Origin of the sequence: Paraburkholderia sp. J7 (assembly GCF_905220155.1) — a bacterium.
In the GTDB taxonomy this organism is placed as follows: domain Bacteria; phylum Pseudomonadota; class Gammaproteobacteria; order Burkholderiales; family Burkholderiaceae; genus Paraburkholderia.
Window position 1 is genome coordinate 19,928 of record NZ_CAJMYZ010000010.1, and the last position, 25,434, is coordinate 45,361.

Sequence of the window (25,434 nt, forward strand, 5' to 3'; positions counted from 1 at the left end):
GGCCCCCCCTCAGCGCGCCACGCCGCCTTGCGCGGCGTCGGCGCGCATCGACTTCTGCGGCTTCGCAAGCGCGCCGCGCACCTCGAAGCGCACGGTGTCGATCACCTGCCCTCGCGCATCGACGAGTTCGAGCGTGTGCTTGCCGGGCCACGGCAGCCACGCCACGCGCGCGGCGGCGCCCAACACCTTGCCATCAAGGCGCCAGTTCACACGCGCGGTCGAGCCCGTCGCGCGCTCAAACCAAACGCGCTGACGCTGCGCGGGAATATCGGGATCGAGCGCGAAGATCGTACCGTCAACAGGACTGCCGATCTGCGCCGGGCCGCGCGCGAGATCGGCGGCGTTCGAGGCGAGGCCCACCAGCGGAGTCGACGTGCCTGCGATGAACCACTCGTTGCGCGCGGGCTCCACGGCATCGACGAACTGCACGCGCACGCGTTCGACGCCAGGTGGCGCGGCCGGCGCGACGCTCGGCACGCGCCGATGCAGATAGCCGACGATGGCGGCCCACACCGGCGCCGCACCGGTCACGCCGGAAACGTCCCACATGGGCGAGCCGTCCGCGTTGCCGACCCATACGCCCACCGTATAGCGCGACGTGAAGCCCACGGTCCAGTTGTCGCGCATGTCCTTGCTCGTGCCCGTCTTGACTGCGGAAAACATGCGCGTATCGAGCGGGCTGTCGAAATCGAAGGTACGCGTGCGCGCGTTGTTGTCCGCGAGAACGTCGGTGACGATGAACGCGGACTCGCGGCTGAATACGCGCTTTGGCGCCGGACTGGATACCGCCTTCGCAGGCGCGGGCAATTCGGCGATCGGGCTCACGACGCCGCCATTGGCCAGCGCGCGATACGCATTCGTGAGCGTGACGAGGCTCACGTCCGCACTGCCCAGCGCGAGGCTGAAGCCGTAGTAGTCGCCCGCTTGCGTGAGCGGCAGGCCGAGCGCCGTGAGCGTTTTCGCGAACCGGTGCGGCGTGACCATCACGAGCGTGCGCACAGCCGGCACGTTCAGCGACGAACCGAGCGCGGTGCGCACGCTCACCCAGCCCTTGAAGCCCTTGTCGTAGTTCTGCGGCATGTAGAGGCCGCCGCCTGCGGCAAGATCGAGCGGCGCGTCGTCGAGCAGCGAAGCGGTCGTCACGCGGCGCTCGTCGATGGCCTCGGCGTAGAGAAAAGGCTTGAGCGTCGAGCCAGCCTGGCGCAGCGCAAGCGCCGCGTCGACCTCGCGCGCTTTCGACAGGCCTCCTGATGATCCGACCCAGGCGAGCACTTCGCCCGTTGCGTTGTCGAGCACGACCACCGCGCCGTCCTGAACGTTGCGCGGATGCGCTCGCGCGTTGAGTTCGATGAGCGTGCGCGTGAGCGTGTCGCGCGCGTAGCGTTGCAGGCTCGCGTCGAGCGTCGAGCGCACGCGCATGCCGGGCGTGGGGTGCACGGCGTTCGCGATCTGGCGCGCGAAGTGCGGCGCAAGCTGCGGCGAGTTTTCGCTGCGGCCATCAAGCGAAGGATCGTCGGCGGCGATGGACGGGCGCGCGAAAGCCATCTGCACGAAGGCATCGAGATTGGGGCAGCTGCTATCGACGTTCGCGGCGCGCATGTCGCGCAGAATGCGGCACGCACGCGTGGCGACCTTCATATAGGGCGCATTCGGTGCGCGGATCAGCGCGGCGGCGACGGCCGATTCGCGCTCGTCGAGGCCCGATGGCGCCTTGCCGAACAGCGTTTGCGAAAGCGCGGAAAGCCCCACCGACTCGCCGCGAAACGGCACGAGGTTCAAATATGCTTCGAGAATCTGGTCCTTGCGCCAGTTATGCTCGAGCCGCAACGCGTCCACCGCCTGCACGGCCTTTTGCGCGAGCGAGCGCTGGCCCGAGTGCTTCGGGTCGTCGTCGAGCAGGCCGGTAAGCTGCATCGTGACCGTGGAGGCCCCGCGCGTGCGCGTATTCCACAGGTTCGCCCACGCGGCGGCCGCCGCGCCGCGCCAGTCCACGCCGCTATGCTCGTAGAATCGTTTGTCCTCCGAAACGACGATCGCTTCGCGCAGCGCCGGCGAGACGTCGGCGAGCGCCACCCAGTCGCCGCGCCTCGCGGTGTGTTCCACGCGCGTGCGCTGCAGCGGCGTGCCGTCGCGCGCGAGCAGCACCCAGTCGGAGCTTTGCCACTGGCCGCGCACGTCATCGAACGTCGGCAATGCAAATGCGGGCAACGGCAGCAACACGAGGCATAGCGTGGCAACACCAAGTGCCCACGTGCAGCGATGCCGTAGCGCGACCAGGCGGCTCATTGCGCTGCCTTCACGACCACTGGCGCATTCGGCGCGACGCCGAACGTAGCCGGCGCATAAAGCGCCTCGACGCGCGTGGGCGGCAGCCCAAACGTGCCGACGTTGTTGAGCCGCACCGTGTACTCCACCGAGACCTTGCCCTTCGGCAGAAACTCGTAATACGCACGATAGCCGTCGAAGCCGCGCTCGATGAATGCGGGCCATGGACCGTTCTCGTCCTGCTTCTCGCCCTGCGTCGCCACGGCCGAATCGCGCCCGAGCCCGGAGCCCAGGATCGTCGCGCCCGCGGGAATCGGGTCGTTGACGACGACCCACGTCATGTCGGTTTGCGCGTCGATGTCGAGGCGCACGCGCACGATGTCGCCGCGCGTGTACACGCCCTTCACTGCTGCGCTCACCGGCGTGACGGTCTTCGTGATGCGATAGCCTGCCGCGAACGGCGCGCGCAACGCGAGAGCCGCGAGGCTTTCGACTGTAGCCCACGGTTTGCCGCTTCCCTCCTGAGCCAGCGTGAGGGTCCCGCTCTGCTTTGGCCATGCGAGAAGCGTGCTGCGCGCGGGCGCATTGCGCGTCGCCGCCGTGGCCCCGCTCGCGCTCGATGCCGCTTGCGCCGCCACGTTCCAATCGACGACGCGAGACGTATCGCCGAGCTGAAGCTTCGTCGCGCCGGTTACCGGATCGCGCTCGAATGCGCGCGAGAAGCGCTCGACCGCAAGCGAGCCGTAGGCGTTCGCGGTCGTCGTGCTCCATGCGCCATTGCGTTGCATCGCGAGCAGGCCCGCCAAGAGCCGCGGCATTTCATCCTTCCACGCCGGGTTATCGACGAACGCCAGCGCGAGGCGCGCCGCGTTGACTTCGGTGCCCGTCATGAGCCACCACAGATCGTCTTCGGCGGCTGTAGAGAACGTAAGCTGCGTGCCCTGCCACGTAAGACGCGAGCGCAGGATCTGATCGAGCTGTGCCAGTTTTTCCGCGCGCTCCGGCACGTCGCGCATGCGCGCGAGACTTTCCGCATAGTCGATGACCGCCGACGTAGGCCACTGGTTCGGCGCGATCTCGATCGAGCCGAACTGGCGTGCGTTCGCCGCGCCGTAGCGCGAGAGCGCGTCGATGGCCGCGAGCTTGCGCAGATCGAGGTCGCGGCGCGGCGCCCACGAATTGCGCTCGATACGGCCTTCCACGAAGCGCGTGAGGCCCTCGACCATCTTGCTACGCAAGGCGTCGGGAAGCGCGAAGCGCGGGTCGAGCTTCGACGCCTCGTCGCTCACCGTGAGCAGATACGCGGTGAGCGCGGTGCTGCCGTGGCTTGCGCTGCCGTCGGCGGGCGGGAAGTAGTTCGCGAGGCCGTCGCGATCCAGATACACCGGCATGCGCGCCAGCTCCGCCTGCCAGCGCGCAGGGTCCCGCAGACCGATCGCGATCGACGTTTGCTGCTCGAGGCAGGAATACGGATAGCGCGTGAACCAGCGGCGCACGCCGGGCAAACCATCCGCGAGCTTCGGCTGCAGCGACACCGCGATGCCGCCTCGCACCACGCCTGCGCGCGTGACGCTCGCATTGGCCGGCGGCGCAACGGGAATCGAGAGCGTGCCGTCCACTTGCGCGAGCGTGGCCTGCTGCACCGTCACGGGTATCGCCGCGCTCACCTGCTGCGCGAGCTTCACCGCGTCCGCCGCGTGCGCGCCGCCCTGCTCCGCCGCGCTCACGTTCCACACGAGCGCGGGCCGCTCCGCCTCGGCGAGATCGTCAGGAACCGCGACCGTCCACGCAATCTCTTGCGAGGCATTGGGCGCGAGGTCCACAGTCTGCGCGGCGAGCGCGAGCGGCGGCACGTTCGGCGTGACCAGCACTTTCATCGCGCGCGCAGTCGTATTGCGCAGGGTGAATTGCGCGCGGAAGGTATCGCCTTCGCGCACTTGCGGCGGCAGGCCCGAAATCAGCTGCAGGTCTTGCGTGCTCTCGATGGTCGCGCTGCCGGTGCCGAAACGCGCCGCCCCGCTCGCCGCGATCGCGACAATGCGAAAACGCGTGATCGAGTCGTTCAGCGGCACATCCACTTGCGCCGTCCCCTTCGCGTCGAGCGTGACACGCGGGTTCCAGTAGAGCAGCGTGTCGAAGAGTTCGCGCGTCGCGCCATGGCCCCCGCCGCCGCCCGCCGGCACGGCCTTACGCCCGAAGTGACGACGCCCGACGATCTCCATCTGCGCTGTAGAAGTTTCCACGCCGTAGGCGCGTTGCTGCAGCATGGCGTCGAGCAGGTCCCAGCTGCGGTTCGGCATGAGTTCGAGCAACGCCTCGTCCACGGCCGCCACGGCGATCTGCGTGCCCGCCGGAACCGGCTGGCCGTCAGGTAGTTGCACGCGCAACTGTACATGCGACGTTGCGCGTACCGCGTAGCGTTTCGCATCGGGCGTCACGTTCACCGCCAGCCGGTGCGCCGCGTCGCCCACGCGGATTTGCGCGAGGCCGTAGCGGAAGGCGGGCTTCGACAGATCGACGAGCGGCGTGGGCGCCTCGTACTGGCGGCCTTCATACCAGAACGCTCGCGCCCATTCGAGCGGCGCCTTCCAGCCCCAGGTGAAGAACGAGTACCACGGCACTTCGTGAATACGCCCACGCAGCGCAAGCACCGAAACGTACACGTTCGGCCCCCACGTGTCGCTCACCTTCAGCTCGACGGTCGGGTCGCGCCCGTCGAGCTGCACCACGTGCGTTTCGATGATGCCCTCGCGCTCCACGGCCACGAGCGCCGTCGCGAAGCGAAACGGCATGCGCACCTGGAAGCGCGCGGTCTCGCCGGGTTCGTAGCTCGTCTTTTCGGGCAACACGTCGATGCGGTCCGTGTTTTCGCTGCCGAACCAGAGTTCTTCCTCGCGCGTGACCCAAACCGAAGTCGTTGCCGTGGATGCATGGCCGTCGCCGTCGCGCGCCGTCGCAACGAGCTGGATGTTGCCCGCTTCCTTGAGCTTGGCGTTGCACGTGAGCAAGCCGTGATCGTCGCTCGTGCCGCTGCACAGCGTGCCGAGATCGCGCGTTTGAGTGTGGTTGTCGTAGGCGTAGAAGCCCCCCACCATGCGCTTGCGCGACGTGGTCGTGATCTTCGCGACGCCCCGCACTTCGAGCTTCACGCCCGCGTGCGGCTTGCCCTGCAAGTCGAGCGCAATCGCAGTGACCGGCACCGTATTGCCCACGGAAACCCAATGCCCCGACTTGATGCCCGCCACTACGGCCGCTGGCCAGAGCGTGGCCGCACCGCTGATGGTCTGCACCTCGCCGTTCGGGTCCGCGAAGGTCGCTTCTAGCGCCAGGCGCTTCGGTCCCTCCACGCTCGGCAGGCTTTTCAGCACCAGCGTACCCGCACCGTTGCGGTCGAGCGTGAGCGGCTCCTTGTCGGCCACGAGCTTCGCGACCTCGTTATCCTCCTGTGGGCCGCTCTCGTCGTCTTCGGATGTGTTGTCGGCCTGGTTCCTGCTCACGTACGGCGTGAAACTGAAATCGCTGTACGTGCCGGCGAATGACGGCGTCGTCTCCTTCACGAGCGCCGAAACCTGCACGGGAAGATTCGACGCCGCGCCGCCCGACACGTAATCGATCTGCACCGCGACGCTCGCTTGCGTCGCCGCGACGAGCGGCGATGTTTTCTCGTTCTGTACGGCTATCGTGCCCTTGAGCACCGGCAAGCGGAACGCCTCCACGCGGAAGCTGCCGCTGTCGTAGCTCATGTGTATCGCGTCGGCGCTGCTGTCGGCTTCGTCATTGCCTTGGGCCGCCGTGCTCGCGTGCGCGTCGCCGTCGTCGAGCGAGACGTCGTATTCGCCAAGCTTCGCTTCGGGCGGCAATGCAAAGGTCGAATCGGCCGTATGGTCGGCGGCCCATTTGAGCGGCAGGTGCCACGTCTGCCCGCTGCCCGCATGGCGTATCGTCACGCGCGTGGGGTACTGCTGCGGGAACACGAAGCCATGCATCGTCTGCGCGCGGATGAAGTGCTTCATCGACACCGTCTCGCCCGCGCGCAGCAGCGTACGGTCGAACACGGTATGCGCGCGCACCGTGGGCGCCACGCTCGTATCGGTCGGCACATTGAAGCGCCACGACTCGATGCCGCGATTCCAGTCCGACTGCACGAAGGCCATGTCGGGGCCCGTTTTGGGGTCGTCGATGCGCGCTGAGACGAATAGCCCGCTGAAACTGTCTTCGCCGCAGTCACGGCGGTTCGAAAGCGGGCCGTCGATCGTCAGCAGTCCGTGGGAATCTGTTTTTCCCGTCGCGAGCGTCTCGCCATTGCAATCCGATACGTGCACGTCCGCGCCCGCTACCGGCTCGCCCTTGTCGAGCGACGTGACCCACACCACGCTGTTCTCGCGGCCCTGCTTGAAATGCACGCCGAGATTCGTGACGAGCACGGTCGTGCGCACGTACATGGGCGCGGGCTTGCCGAGCAAGGATGCCCCTAGCGAGGGCGAAGCGAGTTCGATCACATAGAAGCCCGGCTTCGGCACGGGTATGCCCACCACTTCGAACGGCCGCAGCGCCTTGGGGTCGGCCTTCGGCAGCGTGAGCGTCTGCACGCCCGGCTGGCCCTCGAGCAGCGAAAGCGAACGCACGTCGATGATGCGCTCCTTCGCGTCGTCGTCCCCATCACCCGTCGTGCGCGGAATCACCACCGGCGACTTTGCTCGCGCGAGCAACCCCGGCATCAGCTTGTCGATCGACGTTTCGCTCATGCCGAAGTTGTCGAATTGATCGACGAGACGCATCCAGCGGCGCATGTCGATGTCGGACTGCACCGCGAGTTTTGCGAACTTCGCTTCGCCCGCGTTGAGCCCCTGCACGTGCAGGTCGGCCTCGACGTTGCGCAGTGTGACCGGCACGAGCGGCGGCGTGCCCGGCTCCGCATAGCGCTCGATGATGCCGAAAGTCGAGGACGGAAATTTCGCGAGCGGCGGCATCGGCGCGGTTGCCGTGTGCAGCGGGAACAGGTCGGCGTTCGCGAGCGCTCGACCGCTGACGTCCTTGAGGCCCGCTGGCGCGGTGAGCGTGAGCGTTGCGTGATCGGGCAACGGCGCGGCGAACGAGATCGAACTGACTTCGTTATCCTTGTCGTCTGCACGGAAGGTCGGAGCGATTTCGCCCTTCGGCCCTTGCAGGCGGAACTTCTGCGCGTCGGCGCGCGTGATGGGCGCGCTCAGGTCGATGCGCAGGGGCCGCAGCGGCGTGCATGGCGCCTTCGCATTCTCACGCTCGCAACTCATGCTCGCGGTGAAGGGCGCGCGCACCGTGAAGTCGAAGCGGCGTTCCACGTCGTTGGGCGTGCCGTTCGGTCCCAGCACGCCCTTGCCATACACGAGTTGCATCTTCGCGCTGGAGGGCAGCGTTTGCTGGCAGGCGAGCGTGAGCACGCTGGCGCTGTCCTTCTCGAGCCGGAAATGTTTGAGCAGCACCGCGCGCGTGGATGCATCGGCAAGCTGCACCGGAATGCGGTTGCCGAGCCCACCCGACTCGCACCATACGTGTTCGCGCACGGAAGCCGGCGTGGCGGGGCCATTGAGCTTCAGCACGAATACCTGGTTTTCCTCTATTTCGCCACCATAGGGTCGCACGCTCACCGGAAACGGACCGCCCGTCGAGAACGTGAAGCGGCGCGCGCCCGTCACGGCGTTGCCGGCCTGCGACTTGAGCCCGTCGGCGAGCGTGACGCTGCATTGCACGTCGGGCGGCAGATCGGCGGCGAAATCGTAGGCCCACGTCTTGCCGTCGATCCAGCGGCCCTGGCCCGCACTGGCCGCCGCATTGCTGCATTGCAGGCGCGCGGGGTCCTTCGCGTCGGGCGCGCCGAACGCCACCATGGCCTCGTCGAACTTCACCACCGCCTGGCGCACTTGTGCCACCGTCCCCTGGGGCGACACGCTCACCACGCGCGCGGCATAGGCGCGCCACGCCCAGACCATGCATAAGCCCAGCACCAGCGCTAGCGCCAACGTCCACCACCCGCCAGTTTTTCGTGTTGTTCGTTGCATCGACCGGTCCTCGTTTGCGCGCACGCCGCGCGGCCAGTGCCGGGCGGCGTGCGGTGAATGGTACAGGGCGCCGCACGCTTACGCGCCAGGAATGGCCGGCCGCGCGCTTGCGCAGGCGGCTCGCACCGAACGCGCAGCATGCCGCGACCTGGCAACCGGCGATATCGGAAACCGCTGAATTTTCGAAGGGGCTACGGTGGAGGGAGGACCGCGTGAAACACGCTAGCCTGGCTTGCGAACGCGAGCCGGTGGGAGATGGCGCAAACGTGTGGCGATGATGCGTAGAGAAGGCGCGCTGAGGAGATTACCGCGCCCCGCAGCCGCGCCATGGAACGCGAGCGGCCGGCGGCCGCTCGCAATACATCGGACTACATGGCTTCGCGATAGCGCGCCGCCGGCTTCGATTGGCCAAAGTTTGCGAACATCGCAGACCGGGCGGCTTCGTAGTCGTCCCACTGCTGCGCATCGGGCAGCGGCGGGATCGTCACCGTCTCGCGCCGGTCATAGCCCACGAGCGCCGCGTCGACGAGTTCGCCCACTTCCATCACGGCCGGCAATGCGTTCACGTCCTTGCCGGAGCGCTCCCAGATTTCGGTGCGGGTGGCGCCAGGCACGACGGCCTGAACGTACACGCCTTTCGCGCCAAGTTCCAGATTCAACGACTGCGAAAAATACAGCACGAATGCCTTCGTCGCGCCGTACACGCTCGAGCGAAACTCGGGCGCAAGACCGATGACCGAACCGACGTTCACGATCGCCCCCTTGCCTTCGCGCGCAAAACGCGGCGCGACTGCTGCGGCGAGGCGTGCAACCGCCGTGACGTTCAGGCCGATGAGGCCGCCCACTGCTTCCGGGCCCTGCTCGACGAACGTGCCCGGCAGGCTCGCACCTGCGTTATTGATCAGCACGCCGATGCGTGAGTCTTCCGCGAGGCGCGCCTCCAGCAGCGCAAGGTCGGCATGCGAGGCCAGATCGGCGCGAACGATTTCCACGTTCACGCCATCGCGCTCGCGCAGGCGCGCCGCGAGGTCTTCCATGCGGGCGCGATCGCGCGCCACCAGCACGAGGTCATGACCGCGCTTGGCGAAACGGTCGGCGTACACGGCGCCGATGCCCGTGGATGCGCCAGTGATCAGGACAGCAGGTTTAGCAGACATCGAAACTTCTCCTTGGGGATTCCGTTTACATGATGAACGTCATGTAAACGGAATCATGATGATCGTCATGTATAATGTCAAGCGTCGATCGAAGGAAAGCGGAGAGAACAATGAGGGTCAGTCGCGAACAGGTGGAGATCAATCGCCAGCAGATCCTGGAAGCTGCGGGCCGGCTCTTTCGCGAGCACGGCTACGATGCGGTGACCGTCGCGGACGTGATGAGCGCCGCCGGGCTCACGCACGGCGGGTTCTACGGCTACTTCAAGTCGAAGGACGAATTGATCGCGCAAACGCTCGCCCACGTCTTCGCACAGGGCGAAGGCGGCGATACCGATCTGGCGCGCTATGCGTCGCGCTATCTCTCGGCCCAGCATCGCGACAACGTAGCGGGCGGCTGTCCGACTGCGGCGCTCGCCGCTGAAACGGCACGGCAAACGCCCGAGGCGCGCGCCGTCATGGCGGCAGGACTCGAGCGTCAAATCGGGCGCTTGAGCGCGGGCGTGAATGGCGTGGATGCCGCAGCGGCGCGCCAGGCGGCGATAGGTGGCTGGGCCGCGATGGTGGGTGCGGTGGTGCTTGCGCGCTTGTGCGACGATCCCGCGCTATCGAACGAGATCCTCAAGTCCACGCGCGCCTGGATTGGCGAACGTGAAGCACCGCATGACTGAAAGCGGCCCCTGCCTGTGTTGTGTGAGCAGGCGCGAAGTGAATCAGCCCGCCGCGCGCATTCGCGCCGTTGCGGGCTGATAGTCGCTATGCGGCACGAATCGGCTTCGTCCCGCAGTCAAACTCAACGCGCGTTATACACCGGCGGCGAATAGCTGCTCACTGCGCCATCGGTGCGCGAGCCGCTTTCCGAAGAGCCGCTCGTGGCCGGACCATAACCGGTTGCCTGCGCAACGGCTGCGCCATTTTGCGCGTTCACGCGCGCCTGGGCGCGTTGCAGATCATTGGGGTAATTCAGATCGTTCGTCGAAGGACGATAACCCGCCGCTTCGAGTTGCACGAGCTCACTGCGCACCTGGGCGCGCGTCACAGGACCATTGGTGCCTTGCGACTGCGCAAATGAAATGGCCGGCGCTGCAAGCACAGCAGCGATCGCAACGGCCTTGATTAGCGTTCTCATGACTCACCTCCAGTAACTTGGTCGAATCGGCGCAGCAGCTTGTCTGCATCCGTTGAGTACAAGTCTAGGAACGTTGGCCTTGCGAATAAATGCCGCAAACGCGAATTTACTATTCTCTCAGGGCAGATAATCCACTCTCATTGCTCAAATGCATAAGCTTCTATTCGTTTGGAATATGGAGCATGTGCGCAACGCACTGTTCCACTCTGATGCATGATAGGGACTCTTCCGAATCTTCGATGAGGAGGCAGCAATGGCGACATGGCAACCGGACCCGACCTTCTACCCGTCTGCGCGCATGGCTGGCGACGCCCCACCGGAGACACTGGCGTACGTCGCCAGCTTCGACCCCACGCGCAGCGTGCCCGATTCACTCGATGTGGTCGATCTGGACCCGCGTTCACCGGAATTTGGGTGCATCGTGCACCGGCTGCCGATGCCCAATGTCGGCGACGAGCTCCATCACTTCGGCTGGAATGCCTGCAGTTCGTGTCTGTGCCCAAACGCCCCTCACGCGCATACCGAGCGCCGCTATCTCATCGTGCCTGGGATACGCTCCTCGCGCATTCATATTGTCGACACGAAGCCCGATGCACGTCGCCCCCATATCGCGCGCGTGCACGAACCCGAGAGCGTCGCGCAACGCGCGGGCTATACACGGCCCCACACCGTGCATTGCGGGCCGGAAGGCATTTATGTGACGTCGCTTGCGAACGCGCAGGGCGAGGCGCCAGGCGGCGTCTTTCTGATGGACCACGAGAGCTTCGACATTCTCGGCCAGTGGGAGATCGACCGCGGCCCGCAACAACTCGCCTACGACGGCTGGTGGCACCTCGGTTATGACACGCTCGTGACGAGCGAATGGGGCCTGCCTGCGGACTTCGAGAACGGCCTCGTGCCCGAAGTGCTGCTCGGCGGCCAGTATGGCCATCGCCTGCACTTCTGGGATTTGCACACGCGCCAGCACAAGCAGGTGCTCGACTTCGGCGCGGAAAACCAGCTCGTGTTCGAGCTGCGCCCCGCGCACAACCCCACGCGACCCTACGGCTTCGTGAATTCCGTGATCAGCCTGAAGGACCTCTCGGCCTCGATCTGGCAGTGGTATCTCGACGGCGACCAGTGGGCCGCGCGCAAGATCATCGAAATTCCGGCCGAGCCGGCCGATCCCGAACATCTGCCGCCCATGCTCAAGGGCTTTGCGGCGGTGCCGCCGCTCGTCACCGATATCGCGCTCTCGCTCGACGACCGCTTTCTCTACGCGTCATGCTGGGGAACGGGGGATTTGCGGCAATACGATGTGTCGGACCCGGAGAATGCGCGTCTGACGGGGTGCGTGCGCATCGGCGGCATTGCGGCGCACGCGGCGCATCCCTTCGCGCCCGGGCGCAAGCTCAACGGCGGACCGCAAATGGTGGAAGCGAGCCGCGACGGCCGGCGCGTCTATTTCAGCAACTCGCTGTATGGTGCGATCGACGGGCAGTTCTATCCCGAAGGCATCGACGGCTGGATGGTGAAACTCGACGCCGCGCCCGACGGCGGCCTCGAGTTCGACGAGCGCTTCTTTGTCGAATGGCCGAAGTCGCACCGGCCTCACCAGATGCGGCTCGAAGGCGGCGATTGCTCATCTGATTCGTACTGCTACCCATAAGCGCGGAGCATCGTATGGAGGAAGTCTTTGGCACACACTGGGGCGCCTGGGCAGCCGTAGTGGGCAGCGGCGTCTTTCACGGTGTGAACCCGGCGATGGGTTGGCTCTTCGCAACCGCGCTCGGTCTGCAGCGCGGAAGCCGCACAGCGCTGCTGTTCGCGTTGCCGCCTATCGCGCTCGGTCATGCGGCATCCATTCTGCTGTTCACGAGTTCCACGGCAGCGCTGGGCGCGCACCTGCCGCTTGCCGCGCTGCATTGGGGGCTCGGTGCGCTACTCATCGCATGGGCCGCCTGGCAGCACGCGTATGGGCACCGGCACCGTGTGCGCGTGGGGATGACCGTGGGCTTTGCCGGGCTTGCGGCATGGTCCGCGTTGATGGCCACGCTGCACGGCGCGGGACTCATGCTGATGCCCGCCATGCTGCCGCTGTGCGCAGGCGCGGGCGGCACAGCGGGCCTTGCGAACCCGCTTGCGCTTTCGTTTGCGTTCACCGCACTGCATACGGTCACGACGCTCGCCACCACGGCGGCCATCGCGCTGCTTGCCTACGAGTATCTCGGCCTTGGCGTGTTGCGGCGGGGCTGGATCAATTTCGACTGGCTCTGGCGCGGAGCGCTCGTGGCGACTGGCACATTGATGATCGCGACGGCGTGAGTCGTCGATTCAAACTCTCGGGGCGGCATCGTCTGTTTGCGGTTGGACAGTGCCCGCGCATCCTTGACCTTTCCTGAAACTGTGCCTGCGCGAACTGCGCGATACTTGCCGGCAGGTCGCTGCGCGATTAGCGTGGGTGCCTTGTTAGCCAACACGCCAACCCCTGAACCAAAGGAGAGAGAAATGAGTATCTTCGGTGACATCGTCAACAAACTGTTTCACAAGGCCAAACCCGATGCGGCCCCGCCCGCTGCCGAGCCGACTCCGGATCCGGCGACGGCTCAGGCTGCCGCACCGGAAGCAGCACCGGCGCCCGCGCCGCTGGCCGATGTCGACGTTGCGGCGGTGATGGATCAACTCGTTGCGGAAAGCGGGCAGACGCTCAACTGGCGCACGTCCATCGTGGACACGATGAAGGCGTTGGGTGTGGACAGCAGCCTTGAGCATCGCAAGCAACTGGCGCAGGAACTCAAGTACACCGGCGACATGAACGACTCGGCCAGCATGAACGTATGGCTGCATGGGCAAGTCATGGCAGCGCTGGCCGCAAATGGCGGCAAGCTGCCGGCGGATCTGGGCGGCTAATGCCATACCGGCAGGCCCGGGCGTGATGACTCACACCGGGCCTGCCCGCACGAACCGGCGTAGTTGCTGCGAACGCTGAGCGATCGCGTCGCTGCCATGCGGGCCGTTGTGAACCCCGAACGCCTCAACTCCCCGCTGGAAAATCCGTGCCAAGGCTCAACTCGCGCCACGCCTCGATATCGGCAAGCGCCGCGCGCAAGCGGTTCGCCACCGCATCCACGCCGAATGCGCCCAGCACGAGATGCCGCGGCGGCTTTTCGACCTCTGTGATGCGTATCATCGCCTGCGCCGCGCGCACCGGATCGCCGGGCTGATGCCCGCTGCCTTCAGCCGTGCGCTTCATGCGCGCGCCGGCCGTTTCGGCATAGTCGTCGATACGATTCGGCGTCTGCACGAGCGAGCGGCCTGCCCAGTCCGTGCGAAACGGCCCCGGCTCCACGCAGGTCACCTTGATGCCAAGCGGCCCGGCTTCCGCCAGCAGCGAATCGGAGAATCCCTCCACCGCATGCTTCGACGCCGCGTAGTAGCCGGAACCCGGAAAGCCGGCGAGCCCCGCCACCGACGTAATGTTGATGACGTGTCCCTTGCGGCGCGCGCGCATACCCGGCAGCACCGCGCGCGTGAGTGCGAACAGGCCGAACACGTTGGCGTCGAATTGCGCGCGGATCGCGTGCTCCTCGCCCTCTTCGATCGAACTCTGGTAGCCGTAGCCCGCGTTGTTGACGAGCACGTCGACCGCGCCGAACTGCTTGTGCGCGGCCGCGACGGCGGCGTCGATTTGCGCGACGTCGGTCACGTCGAGCGAAACGGGCAGCAGGCGATCGCCGGCCTCGGGCGCGAGATCGTCGAGCGAGGCCTTGTTGCGCGCGCTCGCCACGCAGCGCCAGCCGCGCGCGAGCACGGCGCGCGCAAGCTCGCGGCCAAAGCCGGTCGAACAGCCGGTCACGAACCAGACGGGCGTTGCATTCTGGGAATCAACGGACATGGGATAGCCTCCCGGAAGAAGGGGCAGACAAGGCTGCCGAAGACAGGGGGAAAGCAGAAGATGGCGGCCGCCGCCCTGGGCGATCGCATGCGCAGATCCAGATGATACCGGTCACGCAGGAAGTCTGCTGGCGCGCCCTTGCCCTTGATCGCGTGCCGGTGAACGCCTGCGCCAATCGCCCGAGCCATGTACCATACGGCGCTTGGCGCCGCGATCGATCGCAGTTGTCGATTACTGCGGATTACAGCGCGCCCGATTCAACCGTCACCTGCCGGAGAAGAAACCCGATGTCCACCGTCACCACGCCCGCGCACCCCACTGCCGAAATCGCCGATGCCGTGCGCGCCCTCGAAGCGCGCTACGGCACGCCGTGGTCCGCGCCGTTGCCGGACTGGAACGCTACGCTCGACACGCTGCTCGCGCATCGCTCGGTGCGCAATTACGCGGACCGTCCGCTGCCTGAAGGCACGCTCGAAACGTTGATCGCAGCGGCACAATCGGCCTCGACCTCGTCGAACCTGCAGACGTGGAGCGTGGTTGCCATCGAGAACCCCGAGCGCAAGGCGCGCCTCGCCGAGCTTGCGGGCGGCCAGTCGCATGTTCGCGCAGCACCGCTCTTTCTCGTGTGGCTCGCCGACCTCTCGCGCCTCGAAGCGGCGGGCGCGCGCAGCGGGGCTAGCGTCGAAGGTCTGCACTACATGGAGACGCTGGTCGTCGGCATGATCGATGCGGCGCTTGCCGCGCAAAACGCCGTGGTCGCGCTCGAATCGCTCGGCATGAGCGCGGTGTATATCGGCGGCATCCGCAATCAGCCTGAGCAGGTGGCCGCGGAACTGGGCCTGCCGCCGCGCGTGCTCCCGGTGTTCGGCCTGTGCGTGGGCTATCCCGACGAAACGCGCCCCGCGGATGTGAAACCGCGCTTGCCGCAGGAGGTCGTACTCCACCGCGAACAATACGACGCACCCTCGCAAGCAGCGGCCATTGCGCAGTACGACGAGGTCATGGGCGGCTTCCAGACCGCCCAGGGATTGAGCGCGGCGGGCTGGACCGTGCGCTCGCTTGCGCGCTGGCGCAGCCGCGAGTCGCTGCATGGCCGCGACCGCTTGCGCGACGCGCTCAACGCGCTCGGCTTCGAGCTGCGCTGAACATCACAGACGACGTAGTCCGTACGCCACACAGGAGAAACGCAAATGAAAGTCGCCGTCATGGGCGCAGGCGCAGTAGGCTGCTTTTTCGGCGGCATGCTCGCGCGCGCGGGACACGATGTGGTCTTGATCGGCCGGCCCCAGCACGTCGAGGCCATTACGCGCGACGGGCTGCGCGTCGAAGCGCAGCAGTTCGACGAGCGCATCGGCGCGCCACATCTCACGGCCAGCACCGAAACCTCCGCGGTGGCGGGCGCCGACCTCGTGCTGTTCTGCGTAAAGTCGACCGACACCGAGAACGCAGGCGCGGCGATCAAACCGCATCTGCGCGCCGACACGCTCGTGCTCACGCTGCAGAACGGCGCGGATAACGCGGAGCGCCTGCGCACCGTGATCCCGCAGGACGTGGCGGCCGCGGTGGTCTATGTCGCCACGGAGATGGCGGGGCCCGGCCACGTGCGCCATCACGGGCGCGGCGAACTGGTGATCGAACCTTCACGCGCGAGCGACGCCACCGCGCGCACGCTCATCGACGCAGGCGTGCCCACGGAAATCTCGCCCAATGTACGCGGCGCGCTGTGGGCGAAGCTGATCGTGAACTGCGCGTACAACGCGCTTTCGGCAATCACGCAATTGCCGTATGGGCGTCTCGTGAAGGGCGCGGGCGTGAGCGAGACGATGCACGACATCGTGGGCGAATGCGTGGCCGTCGCTCAGGCCGACGGCGTGACGCTGCCACCGGACATCGACAGCGCAGTGCCGCGCATCGCGCAGACCATGCCCGGCCAGTATTCGTCCACGGCGCAGGATCTCGCGCGCGGCAAACTCAGCGAGATCGATCACCTCAACGGCTACGTCGTGAAACGCGGCGCGGCGCTTGGCGTGCCCACGCCTGCGAACCGTATGCTGCAAACGCTCGTGCGACTCATCGAGGACAAGGCGCGCGCGGCGATCTAGCCCGCGTGCGCCGGTCGTCATGCTCGTCATGCGTTAGCGGTCGAACACGAGCAAGGTGGAAGTCGCGGATGCGTAGAGCTTGCCCTGCGCATCCGTGATGCTGGCCTCCGTGAAGGCGGCGCGGCGGCCAATGCTCAGCACACGCCCTTCCGCACGCACCGGGCCGGTATCGGCGGTCATGGGCCGGTGGTACGCAACCTTCAGCTCGAGCGTGGTGTAGCCCTGATTCGTGCCGAGCCGCGAGTGCGCGGCGCAACCGCACGCGGAATCGAGCAGCGTGGCGGCATAGCCGCCGTGCACCGTGCCGATGGGGTTGTACACGTGCGGACCGGGCGTGCCTTCGAACACCACGCGGCCCTCTTCGACTTCGACCAGCCTGAAGCCAAGCGTTTCGCCAATGGCCGGGCCACGGCTTCCATGCAGCATGTGCTGCAACTGTTCGACGCCGGTCAGGCCGGCAGGCATTTCAGCAACGAGGTTCATTCAGGCGTCTCCAACGATGACGCGCGAGTGCGCGCGCCTTTGCGATTCGCCATCGTAACGCTTTTAGAACGATCGTGCTTAAACTATCGCGGGCTCGCTATGTGTTTCGATTCAGGCCTCGATTCATTGCATTCGAACGTTTCAATACGTCTCGAGATGCAGCCGCCCTTCGCGTTTGAGACGGTCCCACAAGGCCTCCCAGCCCATGCCGTGCTTCTCGGCAATCTCCTGAAGCGCCTGCAGCACGCCGTCCTCCATGCCCTTCAGCCCGCAGACATAGACATGCGTGTTGCCGTCTTTGAGCAACTGCGCAACATCCACGGCGCGCTCGCGCATGGCGTCCTGCACATAGCGCCTGGGCTGGCCCGGCGTGCGTGAAAAGGCGAGGGTCGTATCGATGAAATCTTTCGGCAGATTCATCAGGGGTCCGAAATACGGCAGTTCCTGCTGCGTGCGCGCGCCGAAAAAGAGCATGAGCTTGCCGGTCGCGCCCTTGAGCCTGCGGCGGCGGCGATATTCGGTCATCGCGCGCATGGGCGCGGAGCCGGTGCCCGTGCAGATCATCAGCAGATGCGAATTCGGATGGTTCGGCATCAGGAAGGTATTGCCGAACGGCCCGATCACGGTCACCACGTCGCCCTTCTTCAGGTCGCAGAGATAGTTCGAGCACACGCCATCGGTCGCGTTGCCGCTGTGGTCGCGCGTCACGCGCTTCACCGTGAGCGAGACGTTGTTGTAGCCGGGACGCTCGCCGTCGCGCGGGCTCGCAATCGAATACTGGCGCGCATGATGGGTCCGGCCTTCCGGGGTCGCGCCCGGCGGCAAGATGCCGATAGACTGGCCTTCCAGCACCGGGAACGGCATGGCGCCGAAATCGAGCACGATGTGATGGATGTCGCTTTCGGTGGCGTCGTGGGTCAGGCGATAGTTGCCGACCACGGTCGCCGTGGTCGGCGCCTTGTGCGTGTAGAGCTGGACATAGGGGCGCGCTGCCGACCACGGCGGCACGGTCGAGCCGCGCACCATGTCGGAGCCACCGACGGGCACATCGACCGCATTCGGCGCCGCTTGTGCAACGCTTGCCGCATCGCCTGATTCTTGTGCTGCGGCCGGCGCACCCACCGATGGATTCTGCGCGGGCAGTTCGTCCCACGTGAACTGCTCGTCAATGGAGTACGCCTCGGCCTTGAGCACGTTGCGCCAGTTGTCGATCGCGCCGGTCGGACATGGCGGCACGCAGGCCATGCAGGCGTTGCAGACATCGGCCTTCACCACATAGTTGGTGCCGTCGTGCGTAATCGCGTCGATGGGACACGTTTCCTCGCACGTATTGCAGCGTATGCAGATTTCAGGATCGATCAGGTGTTGCCTGAGAATTTCCACGGGTAGCGGACCGTTCATGATTGTCTCCCACCGCGGCGCGCGAATGCGTCGCTACGCGCCGCCGCGCTCCTCAGTTAAAGCGCACGTATTCGAAATCGATGGGCTGCCGGTTGATGCCCATGGCCGGCGGCGCGATCCAGTTGGCGAACTTGCCGGGCTCGGTCACGCGGCCCATGAGCGAGGCGACATAGGCGCGGTCTTCCGCGGTGGGCAGCCATTTCGCTTCGTTCGCGGCCCATTCGGCCTCGCCAATCACGCGGCCGTCCGGCGAAACACGCACGCCCGCAAAGGTGCCGATCTGGCGGTTGAACGCCTTGTGCGGCACCGTGAGCCGGGCGTCGATGCTCGCCTTTTCCAGCACCTTGTTCCAGCGGTTCACGCCCGCAATCGAGTCCTTGATGTAGTCGTCGCGCAGCACTTCGTTCATGGCATTGAGCATCGGCACCTCGCGCTCCACGAGCTTGCCGTCCTGCACGTCGAGCAGGCGGTATTGCTGGCCTTCGAGCTGGTGGTCGTCGTCTCGCTTGGTCTCTTCATAGCGGCCCTTCAGGCCCGAGCTATAGAACGTCGCGGCATTCGACGAGTGGTCGGCGCCGAACAGGTCGATCGTCACCGAATAGTGGAAATTCAGGTAGCGCTGAATCGTTTCGAGGTCGATCACGCCCGCGGCGCGCAGGCGCTTCACGTCGTCGGTCTTCAGTTCGTTCATGACCTGCGCGGTGCGTTGCACGACACGCGAGATGCCCGATTCACCGACGAACATGTGATGCGCCTCTTCGGTCAGCATGAATTTCGTCGTGCGCGCGAGCGGGTCGAAGCCGGATTCGGAAAGCGCCGAAAGCTGGAACTTGCCGTCGCGGTCGGTGAAATACGTGAACATGAAAAACGCCAGCCAGTCAGGCGTTTTCTCGTTGAACGCACCGAGAATGCGCGGGTTGTCGTCGTCGCCCGAACGGCGATCGAGCAATGCTTCGGCTTCCTCACGACCATCGCGTCCGAAGTAGCGATGCAGCAGATACACCATCGCCCACAGGTGCCGGCCTTCTTCCACGTTCACCTGGAACAGGTTGCGCAGGTCGTACATGGAAGGCGCGGTGAGGCCGAGATGACGCTGCTGCTCGACGGAGGCCGGCTCCGTGTCGCCTTGCGTGACGATGATGCGGCGCAGATTCGCGCGATGCTCGCCCGGCACGTCCTGCCATGCGGCCTCGCCCTTGTGCGCGCCGAAATGGATCTTGCGATCCGCAACGCCAGGCGTAAGGAAGATGCCCCAGCGGTAATCGGGCATTTTCACATGGTCGAAGTGCGCCCAGCCGCCCGCGTCGACGCTCACCGCCGTGCGCAGATAGACGTCGTAGCCGTGCGACCCGTCGGGGCCCATGTCGCCCCACCACGAGAGGAAGTTCGGCTGCCATTGCTCGAGGGCGCGCTGCAGCGCGCGGTCGTCGGCCAGGTTGACGTTGTTCGGAATCTTTTCGCTGTAATTGATCGTGGACATTGCGGTTCCTTGCGGCAAATTCGACGGACGCGGCAAACGCGGCGGCGGATGCGGATATCAGACGCGGGCGACGTCGAACTGCGCCTTGCTGCCCTTGCCGTACACCTTGAGCGCGCCCTTCTCGCCCACGGCGTTGGGCCGGTTGAAGATCCAGTTCTGCCACGCGGAGAGCCGCCCGAAGATGCGCGTTTCCATCGTCTCCGGGCCGTTGAAGCGCAGGTTCGCTTCGAGACCCGTGAGCGCGTCGGGCGACATGACCGCGCGCTCTTCCAGCGCGAGACGGATTTCGTCGGGCCAGTCGATGTCGTCGGGCGAGGCCGTCACGAGGCCAAGGCGCTCGGCCTCGACCGGCTTCACCGCTTCGCCAATCCTGGCGCGCACGGCATCGAGCGGTTCGGTTTCCTCATAGAAACGCCGCGCGAGGCGCGATTGATGCGTGAACATCGGATAAAGGCCGAAGTTCGCTTCCGAGAGCGTGATGGCCGGTTCTTCGTCTTCGTTCGCGGGCAGCGCGGCCATATATGTGCGGTCCGCGGCGAAGGCGAGTTCGGCAAAGGTGCCGGCGAAACACGAGCCAGGTTCGATCAACGCGAACAGCGAACGCGAAGACACATCGATGCGCGCCAGCGTGCGGCGCAGCATGCCGATGGTCTCGCGCACGAACCAGTGGTCGCGGTGCGCGAGCAGCGCGGCGTCGGCGGCGAGCACGGTGCGCGCGTCGCCTTCGGTCTTGAGGATCCACGTGCCGATGTCGAGTTCGTTCGTGCGCATGCAGAGTATCGCGTCGTCCAGCTCGCGCGCGAACTGCAGCGGCCACCACGACGCGCCGGCGGAGACAATTGATTCGATGTCCGAAGCAGGTGCTGTGACGGGCGCTTTCGCGGTAAACGTCGCGGTGCGCTTCGCGCGGTCGATCGTAATATCGATGGTTGCGTAGCTCAGACCACTATCGTGCTCCACACGCTCGATACGCGTAAGCGCAATGCCTTGCGCACCCGCTGGCCGGTCACTCGCGGCCGCAAGTTCGAGCGCACGTGCCTGCACGGCCTGGCCGAACTGGTTCGGCTTCACGACTTCATCCACGAGGCGCCAGGCTTTCGCGCGTTCGCCGCGTATGCCTTCCACCACGGTGCAGAAGATGTCGGCGCGGTCGTGGCGCACCTTGCGCTTGTCGGTCAGACGCGTGAGGCCGCCCGTGCCCGGCAGCACGCCAAGCAGCGGCACCTCCGGCAGCGCGACCGAGGAGGACCGGTCGTCCACGAGCATGATCTCGTCGCAGGCCAGCGCCAGCTCATAGCCGCCGCCCGCGCAGGCGCCGTTCACCGCCGCAATGAACTTCAGGCCCGAATGGCGCGACGAATCTTCCATGCCGTTGCGCGTTTCGTTGGTGAACTTGCAGAAGTTGACCTTCCACGCGTGGGTGGAGAGCCCGAGCATGAAGATATTGGCGCCCGAGCAGAACACGCGGTCTTTCAGGCTGGTCAGCACGACGGTACGCACTTCCGGATGCTCGAAGCGGATGCGCTGGAGTGCATCGTGCAGTTCGATATCGACGCCGAGGTCGTATGAATTCAGCTTCAGCTTGTAGCCGTCGCGAATGCCGCCGTCCTCGGCGATGTCCATGCCGAGCGTGGCCACGGCGCCGTCGAACGTCAGCTTCCAGTGCCGGTACTGCGAAGGCTCGGTGCGGTAATCGACCCGTTGCGGGGCGACGGCGGTTTCGACTGCGGCCATGAGCGTCTCCTTTCTGCACTTCGTTTCAATCAACGATAGTGCAATGGAGTGCTCATGTAAAGCATATCAATGCAGTTTAGTGCATGTTGAGGGGTAAACCCGCGATGCCTTCGCAGGCGCGGCCGCCAGTTACTCGATGCGCGGCGCCTCGGCGGCCAGGCGGGCGGCGAGCCGGTCACGCAGTTGCAGGTAGGCGTCGGCGAGCGTCTTTTCGCTGGTGTCGAAGCTCATGTCGGCGCGGCCATACAGTTCGCTGCGGCCCGCCAGGATACGTTTGAGGTCGTCCATCGCCTCGCTGTTGCCCGAATTGCCCGACATGGGGCGCAGGTCGCCCTGCGCCACGACGCGGCGCATGTGCTCTTCGGGCGCGGCCTGCAGCCAGACGGTGAAGCAATGCGCGAGCAGCACATTGAAGGTGGCCGGCTCGGAAACGAGACCGCCCGGCGAGGCGATCACGGCGCGCGGGTGCTCCGCGACCACGGCCTCCAGCGCCCGATGCTCGTAGCGGCGATAGGCGCTTGCGCCATACAGCGAGTGGATCTCCGACGGCGGACAGCCCGCCAGTTGTTCGATCACCCGCGTCAGTTCGACGAACGGCACCTTCAGCTCCTGCGCGAGCATGCGCCCCAAGGTGGACTTGCCCGCGCCGCGCAGGCCGATGAGCGCGATACGCTCGTTGCGTTGCGGATCGGCGCTGGTTTGCGAGAACATCTCGGCGAGCGCCACGCGCGCGCGCTGCAAGGCAGCCGGGTCGCGCCCCTGCAGCAGCTCGCGGATCAGGAGCCATTCCGCCGACGAGGTCGTGACGTCGCCGATGACCTCGGCGAGCGGGCAGTTCAGCGTGTTCGCGATCTGCCGCAGCACCAGCACGGAGGCATTCCCCACCCCGGACTCCAGATTCGCCAGATGCCGCTCCGAGAGCCCGGTTTCCGCCGCCAGCGTCTTGCGCGTCATGCCGCGCCGCGCGCGCAGCATGCGCACGCGCTCACCCATGGCAGTGAGGAACGGATCGCGTTCGGCGCGCTCGCCGCGCGCGGCGTCGTCGGCGGCTTCCGCTGGAAGCTCGGCAATGTAAGTTTGCTTCATCTTAGGGAATCTCTTAACCCGCGTTGATGTACTATAGTGCTTGACATGCATTTTGCTAACCGCTAATTTTCCGCGAAAAGGTCGAACGACGACAAATCCGATCGTGGCAGACAGAGCGGAGACACCACCGTGCAAATCCATGCAGCGTCGCCAGAACACGCCGCGGCTGTAGCGCCGCCCGCGCAATTCAACTTCGCCACGCACCTGTTCTCGCTCAATGCGGCGCGCGCCGCGAAGACCGCTTATATCGACGACACGCTCACGCTGAGCTACGGCGAACTCGAAACGCAGGCCCGCCGCTTCGCGTCCGCCATGCGCGCGCTCGGCGTTCACACCGAAGAACGTGTTCTGCTCGTGATGCTCGACACCATCGAGTTGCCCATTGCCTTTCTCGGCGCGCTCTATGCGGGAATCGTCCCGGTGGTCGTCAATACGCTGCTCACGCCGGCCGACTACGTGTATATGCTCACGCACAGCCGCGCGCGCGTGGTCATCGCATCGGGCGCGGTGCTGCCAGCGGTGAGCGCCGCGCTCGCCGAAGCACAATGTGAGGACTGCCAGTTAATCGCTTCGCAGCCCGCTTTAGATGAACCACTAGCGGTCCTCGCCGATCTGATCGCGCGCGCCGAGCCCGCCCCGCGCGCCGCGCAAACGGGCTGCGACGACATCGCGTTCTGGCTCTACTCCTCAGGATCGACGGGAAAGCCCAAAGGCACGGTGCATACGCACGCCAATCTCTACTGGACCGTCGAGACCTACGCGAAGCCCATTCTCGGCATACGCGAAAGCGACATCGTGTTTTCGGCGGCCAAGCTGTTCTTCGCCTATGGACTCGGCAACGGCCTTTCGTTTCCCCTGTCGGTCGGCGCGACCACGATCCTGATGGCCGAACGCCCCACCGCCAACGCCGTATTCGCGCGCCTCGTGCAGCATCGGCCCACGGTGTTCTACGGCGTGCCCACGCTCTATGCGAGCATGATGGCCTCGCCCAACCTGCCCGCACGCGCCGATATCGCGCTGCGCGTATGCACCTCCGCGGGCGAGGCGCTGCCGCGCGAACTGGGCGAGCGCTTCAGGGACCACTTCGGCAGCGACATTCTCGACGGCCTCGGCTCCACGGAAATGCTGCACATCTTCCTCTCGAACCGCCCGGGCGCCGTGGAATACGGCACCACGGGCCGCCCTGTGCCCGGCTACGAAATCGAACTGCGCGACGAGACCGGCGCGCTTGTGCCCGACGGCGAAATCGGCGACCTCTTCATCCGCGGGCCGAGCGCGGCCGTGATGTACTGGTGCAATCGCGAAAAGTCGCGCGCGACCTTCCTCGGCGACTGGGTGAGAAGCGGCGACAAGTACCGGCGCCTGCCAGGCGGCGCCTATGTCTATGCGGGCCGCAGCGACGACATGCTCAAGGTGAGCGGCCAGTACGTTTCGCCCATCGAAGTCGAAATGGTGCTCATGCAGCACGACGCGGTGCTCGAAGCCGCCGTGATCGGCGTCGATCAGGGCGGCCTCGTGAAGACCTGCGCGTTCGTCGTCCTCAAGCAGGCGGCAGCGGACACCTCGCATGAAGCACTGGCCGAGCAGTTGAAGGCGTTCGTCAAAACGCGGCTCGCGCCGCACAAGTATCCGCGCGACATTCTGTTCGTCGACGATCTGCCGAAAACGGCGACCGGTAAAATCCAGCGTTTCCGGCTGCGCCAGCAGTTTCAGTCGTGACAGCGACACGTGACGACACTATGACAAGCGCCATGAACGAAAGCGAATTTGCCGACCTGCCCGCCACGCATGCGCACGATGCGCTGCGCATTGAATATCGCTGGATCGGCGCGGCAGACGGCGAAGCGCCGCTCGCCGTGTTCCTGCACGAAGGTCTCGGCTCGATCGCCATGTGGAAGGAGTGGCCCGCCGCGCTTTGCGCGCGCCTCGGCATGCGCGGGCTCGTTTATTCGCGTCCGGGTTACGGGCGCTCCACGCCGCGCGCGCCTCACGTGAAATGGCCCGTCGATTTCATGACCCAGCAGGCGCGCGAGGTCTTGCCCGCCCTGCTCGACGCACTCGGCATCAGCGCAGCCGAACGCACGCGCATGTGGCTGATCGGTCATAGCGACGGCGCCTCCATCGCGCTGCTCTATGCCGCCGCTTTTCCCGAAGCGCTCGATGGCGCGGTGGCAATCGCGCCGCACGTCTTCGTCGAAGCGATATCCGTCGAAAGCATAGCCGAGGCGAAGGTTGCGTACGAAACGACCCGCCTGCGCGAAAAGCTCGCGCGCTATCACGACGATGTCGATTCCGCATTCTACGGCTGGAACGACATCTGGCTCGATCCCGCCTTCCGGGCCTGGAACATCGTCGGCGATCTTGCATCGATTCGTGCGCCATTGCTCGCCGTACAGGCCGTAGACGACCACTACGGCACCATGGCGCAGGTCGAAGCGATTGGCGCGGCCGTGCCGCACGCAAGCGTCCACGCGCTAGCACACGGCGGCCATTCTCCGCATCGCGATGCGCCGCAGCCACTGGACGACGCAATCGAGCAGTTCACTTCCGCCCAACGCAAGCCAGCGGCCTGAAGGCCGCACAGAGGCGCGCCCGAGCGCCCGTCGAATGCCTCTAAAATGAGGCGAATCGATGCGCAGCGCATAACAAACCGCCTCCGGTACCGCATCGAAGTCCATCCAGGGGCCA

At 65.9% G+C, this 25,434-nt stretch carries 18 protein-coding genes; 8 read left to right on the forward strand and 10 right to left on the reverse strand.

Features of this window, described 5'->3' with window-relative positions:
- Positions 1 to 9: 9 nt before the first annotated feature.
- The 3 genes from pbpC to U5A58_RS17465 form a co-directional block, all read right to left on the reverse strand.
- On the reverse strand, positions 10 to 2,286 hold the full coding sequence (gene pbpC / locus U5A58_RS17455; protein WP_321962377.1) for a penicillin-binding protein 1C: 2,277 nt from the start codon (positions 2,284 to 2,286) through the stop codon (positions 10 to 12).
- A complete protein-coding gene (locus U5A58_RS17460) occupies positions 2,283 to 8,303 on the reverse strand; it encodes an MG2 domain-containing protein (protein ID WP_321962378.1) in 6,021 nt (2,006 codons plus the stop codon). Before U5A58_RS17460 ends, pbpC begins: the two co-directional genes overlap by 4 nt.
- 368 nt (positions 8,304 to 8,671) lie before the next feature.
- Positions 8,672 to 9,460, reverse strand: coding sequence for an SDR family oxidoreductase (locus tag U5A58_RS17465; protein ID WP_321962379.1), 789 nt, complete (start codon positions 9,458 to 9,460; stop codon positions 8,672 to 8,674).
- 110 nt (positions 9,461 to 9,570) lie between these two features.
- Between U5A58_RS17465 and U5A58_RS17470 the strand changes: the two genes are divergently transcribed.
- Positions 9,571 to 10,128 carry a helix-turn-helix domain-containing protein gene (locus U5A58_RS17470; protein WP_321962380.1) on the forward strand — a complete coding sequence of 186 codons (558 nt, stop codon included), beginning with the start codon at positions 9,571 to 9,573 and terminating at the stop codon, positions 10,126 to 10,128.
- A gap of 122 nt (positions 10,129 to 10,250) precedes the next feature.
- On the opposite strand, the gene U5A58_RS17475 is transcribed toward U5A58_RS17470, so the two are convergent.
- Positions 10,251 to 10,586 carry a DUF4148 domain-containing protein gene (locus tag U5A58_RS17475; RefSeq protein WP_321962381.1) on the reverse strand — a complete coding sequence of 112 codons (336 nt, stop codon included), beginning with the start codon at positions 10,584 to 10,586 and terminating at the stop codon, positions 10,251 to 10,253.
- A 253-nt stretch (positions 10,587 to 10,839) separates the two neighbouring features.
- Here U5A58_RS17475 and U5A58_RS17480 point away from each other — a divergent pair, with 253 nt between their 5' ends.
- The 3 genes from U5A58_RS17480 to U5A58_RS17490 all read left to right on the forward strand — a co-directional run bounded on the left by U5A58_RS17480 (position 10,840) and on the right by U5A58_RS17490 (position 13,475).
- Complete coding sequence (locus U5A58_RS17480) at positions 10,840 to 12,234, forward strand: selenium-binding protein SBP56-related protein (RefSeq protein WP_321962382.1); 1,395 nt, start codon at positions 10,840 to 10,842, stop codon at positions 12,232 to 12,234.
- 14 nt (positions 12,235 to 12,248) lie between these two features.
- Entirely contained in the window at positions 12,249 to 12,890 is a 642-nt protein-coding gene (locus tag U5A58_RS17485) for a hypothetical protein (protein WP_321962383.1), read from the forward strand.
- A 183-nt stretch (positions 12,891 to 13,073) separates the two neighbouring features.
- Positions 13,074 to 13,475, forward strand: coding sequence for a DUF3597 domain-containing protein (locus U5A58_RS17490; RefSeq protein WP_321962384.1), 402 nt, complete (start codon positions 13,074 to 13,076; stop codon positions 13,473 to 13,475).
- A 124-nt stretch (positions 13,476 to 13,599) separates the two neighbouring features.
- Here the strand turns inward: U5A58_RS17490 and U5A58_RS17495 are convergent, their stop codons facing one another.
- Positions 13,600 to 14,460: an oxidoreductase gene (locus tag U5A58_RS17495; RefSeq protein ID WP_321962385.1), complete on the reverse strand. Its 861-nt coding sequence runs from the start codon at positions 14,458 to 14,460 to the stop codon at positions 13,600 to 13,602.
- Positions 14,461 to 14,747: 287 nt separating this feature from the next.
- Between U5A58_RS17495 and U5A58_RS17500 the strand changes: the two genes are divergently transcribed.
- Together U5A58_RS17500 and U5A58_RS17505 are read left to right on the forward strand one after the other, a co-directional pair.
- Entirely contained in the window at positions 14,748 to 15,605 is an 858-nt protein-coding gene (locus tag U5A58_RS17500) for an NADPH-dependent oxidoreductase (RefSeq protein ID WP_321962386.1), read from the forward strand.
- A gap of 45 nt (positions 15,606 to 15,650) precedes the next feature.
- Positions 15,651 to 16,562, forward strand: a complete 912-nt coding sequence (locus tag U5A58_RS17505) for a 2-dehydropantoate 2-reductase (RefSeq protein WP_321962387.1) — start codon at positions 15,651 to 15,653, stop codon at positions 16,560 to 16,562.
- Between the two features lie 33 nt (positions 16,563 to 16,595).
- Here the strand turns inward: U5A58_RS17505 and U5A58_RS17510 are convergent, their stop codons facing one another.
- The 5 genes from U5A58_RS17510 to U5A58_RS17530 form a co-directional block, all read right to left on the reverse strand.
- Complete coding sequence (locus U5A58_RS17510) at positions 16,596 to 17,045, reverse strand: PaaI family thioesterase (protein WP_321962388.1); 450 nt, start codon at positions 17,043 to 17,045, stop codon at positions 16,596 to 16,598.
- A gap of 141 nt (positions 17,046 to 17,186) precedes the next feature.
- Positions 17,187 to 18,446: a benzoyl-CoA 2,3-epoxidase subunit BoxA gene (gene boxA / locus U5A58_RS17515; protein WP_321962389.1), complete on the reverse strand. Its 1,260-nt coding sequence runs from the start codon at positions 18,444 to 18,446 to the stop codon at positions 17,187 to 17,189.
- A gap of 52 nt (positions 18,447 to 18,498) precedes the next feature.
- Positions 18,499 to 19,926 (reverse strand): benzoyl-CoA 2,3-epoxidase subunit BoxB, encoded by a 1,428-nt coding sequence (gene boxB, locus U5A58_RS17520; RefSeq protein ID WP_321962390.1) that lies wholly within the window; start codon positions 19,924 to 19,926, stop codon positions 18,499 to 18,501.
- Positions 19,927 to 19,983: 57 nt separating this feature from the next.
- Entirely contained in the window at positions 19,984 to 21,660 is a 1,677-nt protein-coding gene (boxC, locus tag U5A58_RS17525; RefSeq protein ID WP_321962391.1) for a 2,3-epoxybenzoyl-CoA dihydrolase, read from the reverse strand.
- Between the two features lie 129 nt (positions 21,661 to 21,789).
- Positions 21,790 to 22,746 carry a helix-turn-helix transcriptional regulator gene (locus U5A58_RS17530; RefSeq protein WP_321962392.1) on the reverse strand — a complete coding sequence of 319 codons (957 nt, stop codon included), beginning with the start codon at positions 22,744 to 22,746 and terminating at the stop codon, positions 21,790 to 21,792.
- A gap of 129 nt (positions 22,747 to 22,875) precedes the next feature.
- Here U5A58_RS17530 and U5A58_RS17535 point away from each other — a divergent pair, with 129 nt between their 5' ends.
- Both U5A58_RS17535 and U5A58_RS17540 read left to right on the forward strand, forming a co-directional pair.
- On the forward strand, positions 22,876 to 24,465 hold the full coding sequence (locus U5A58_RS17535; protein ID WP_321962393.1) for a benzoate-CoA ligase family protein: 1,590 nt from the start codon (positions 22,876 to 22,878) through the stop codon (positions 24,463 to 24,465).
- Positions 24,466 to 24,497: 32 nt separating this feature from the next.
- Positions 24,498 to 25,319 (forward strand): alpha/beta fold hydrolase, encoded by an 822-nt coding sequence (locus U5A58_RS17540; RefSeq protein WP_321962394.1) that lies wholly within the window; start codon positions 24,498 to 24,500, stop codon positions 25,317 to 25,319.
- Positions 25,320 to 25,434 lie beyond the last annotated feature (115 nt).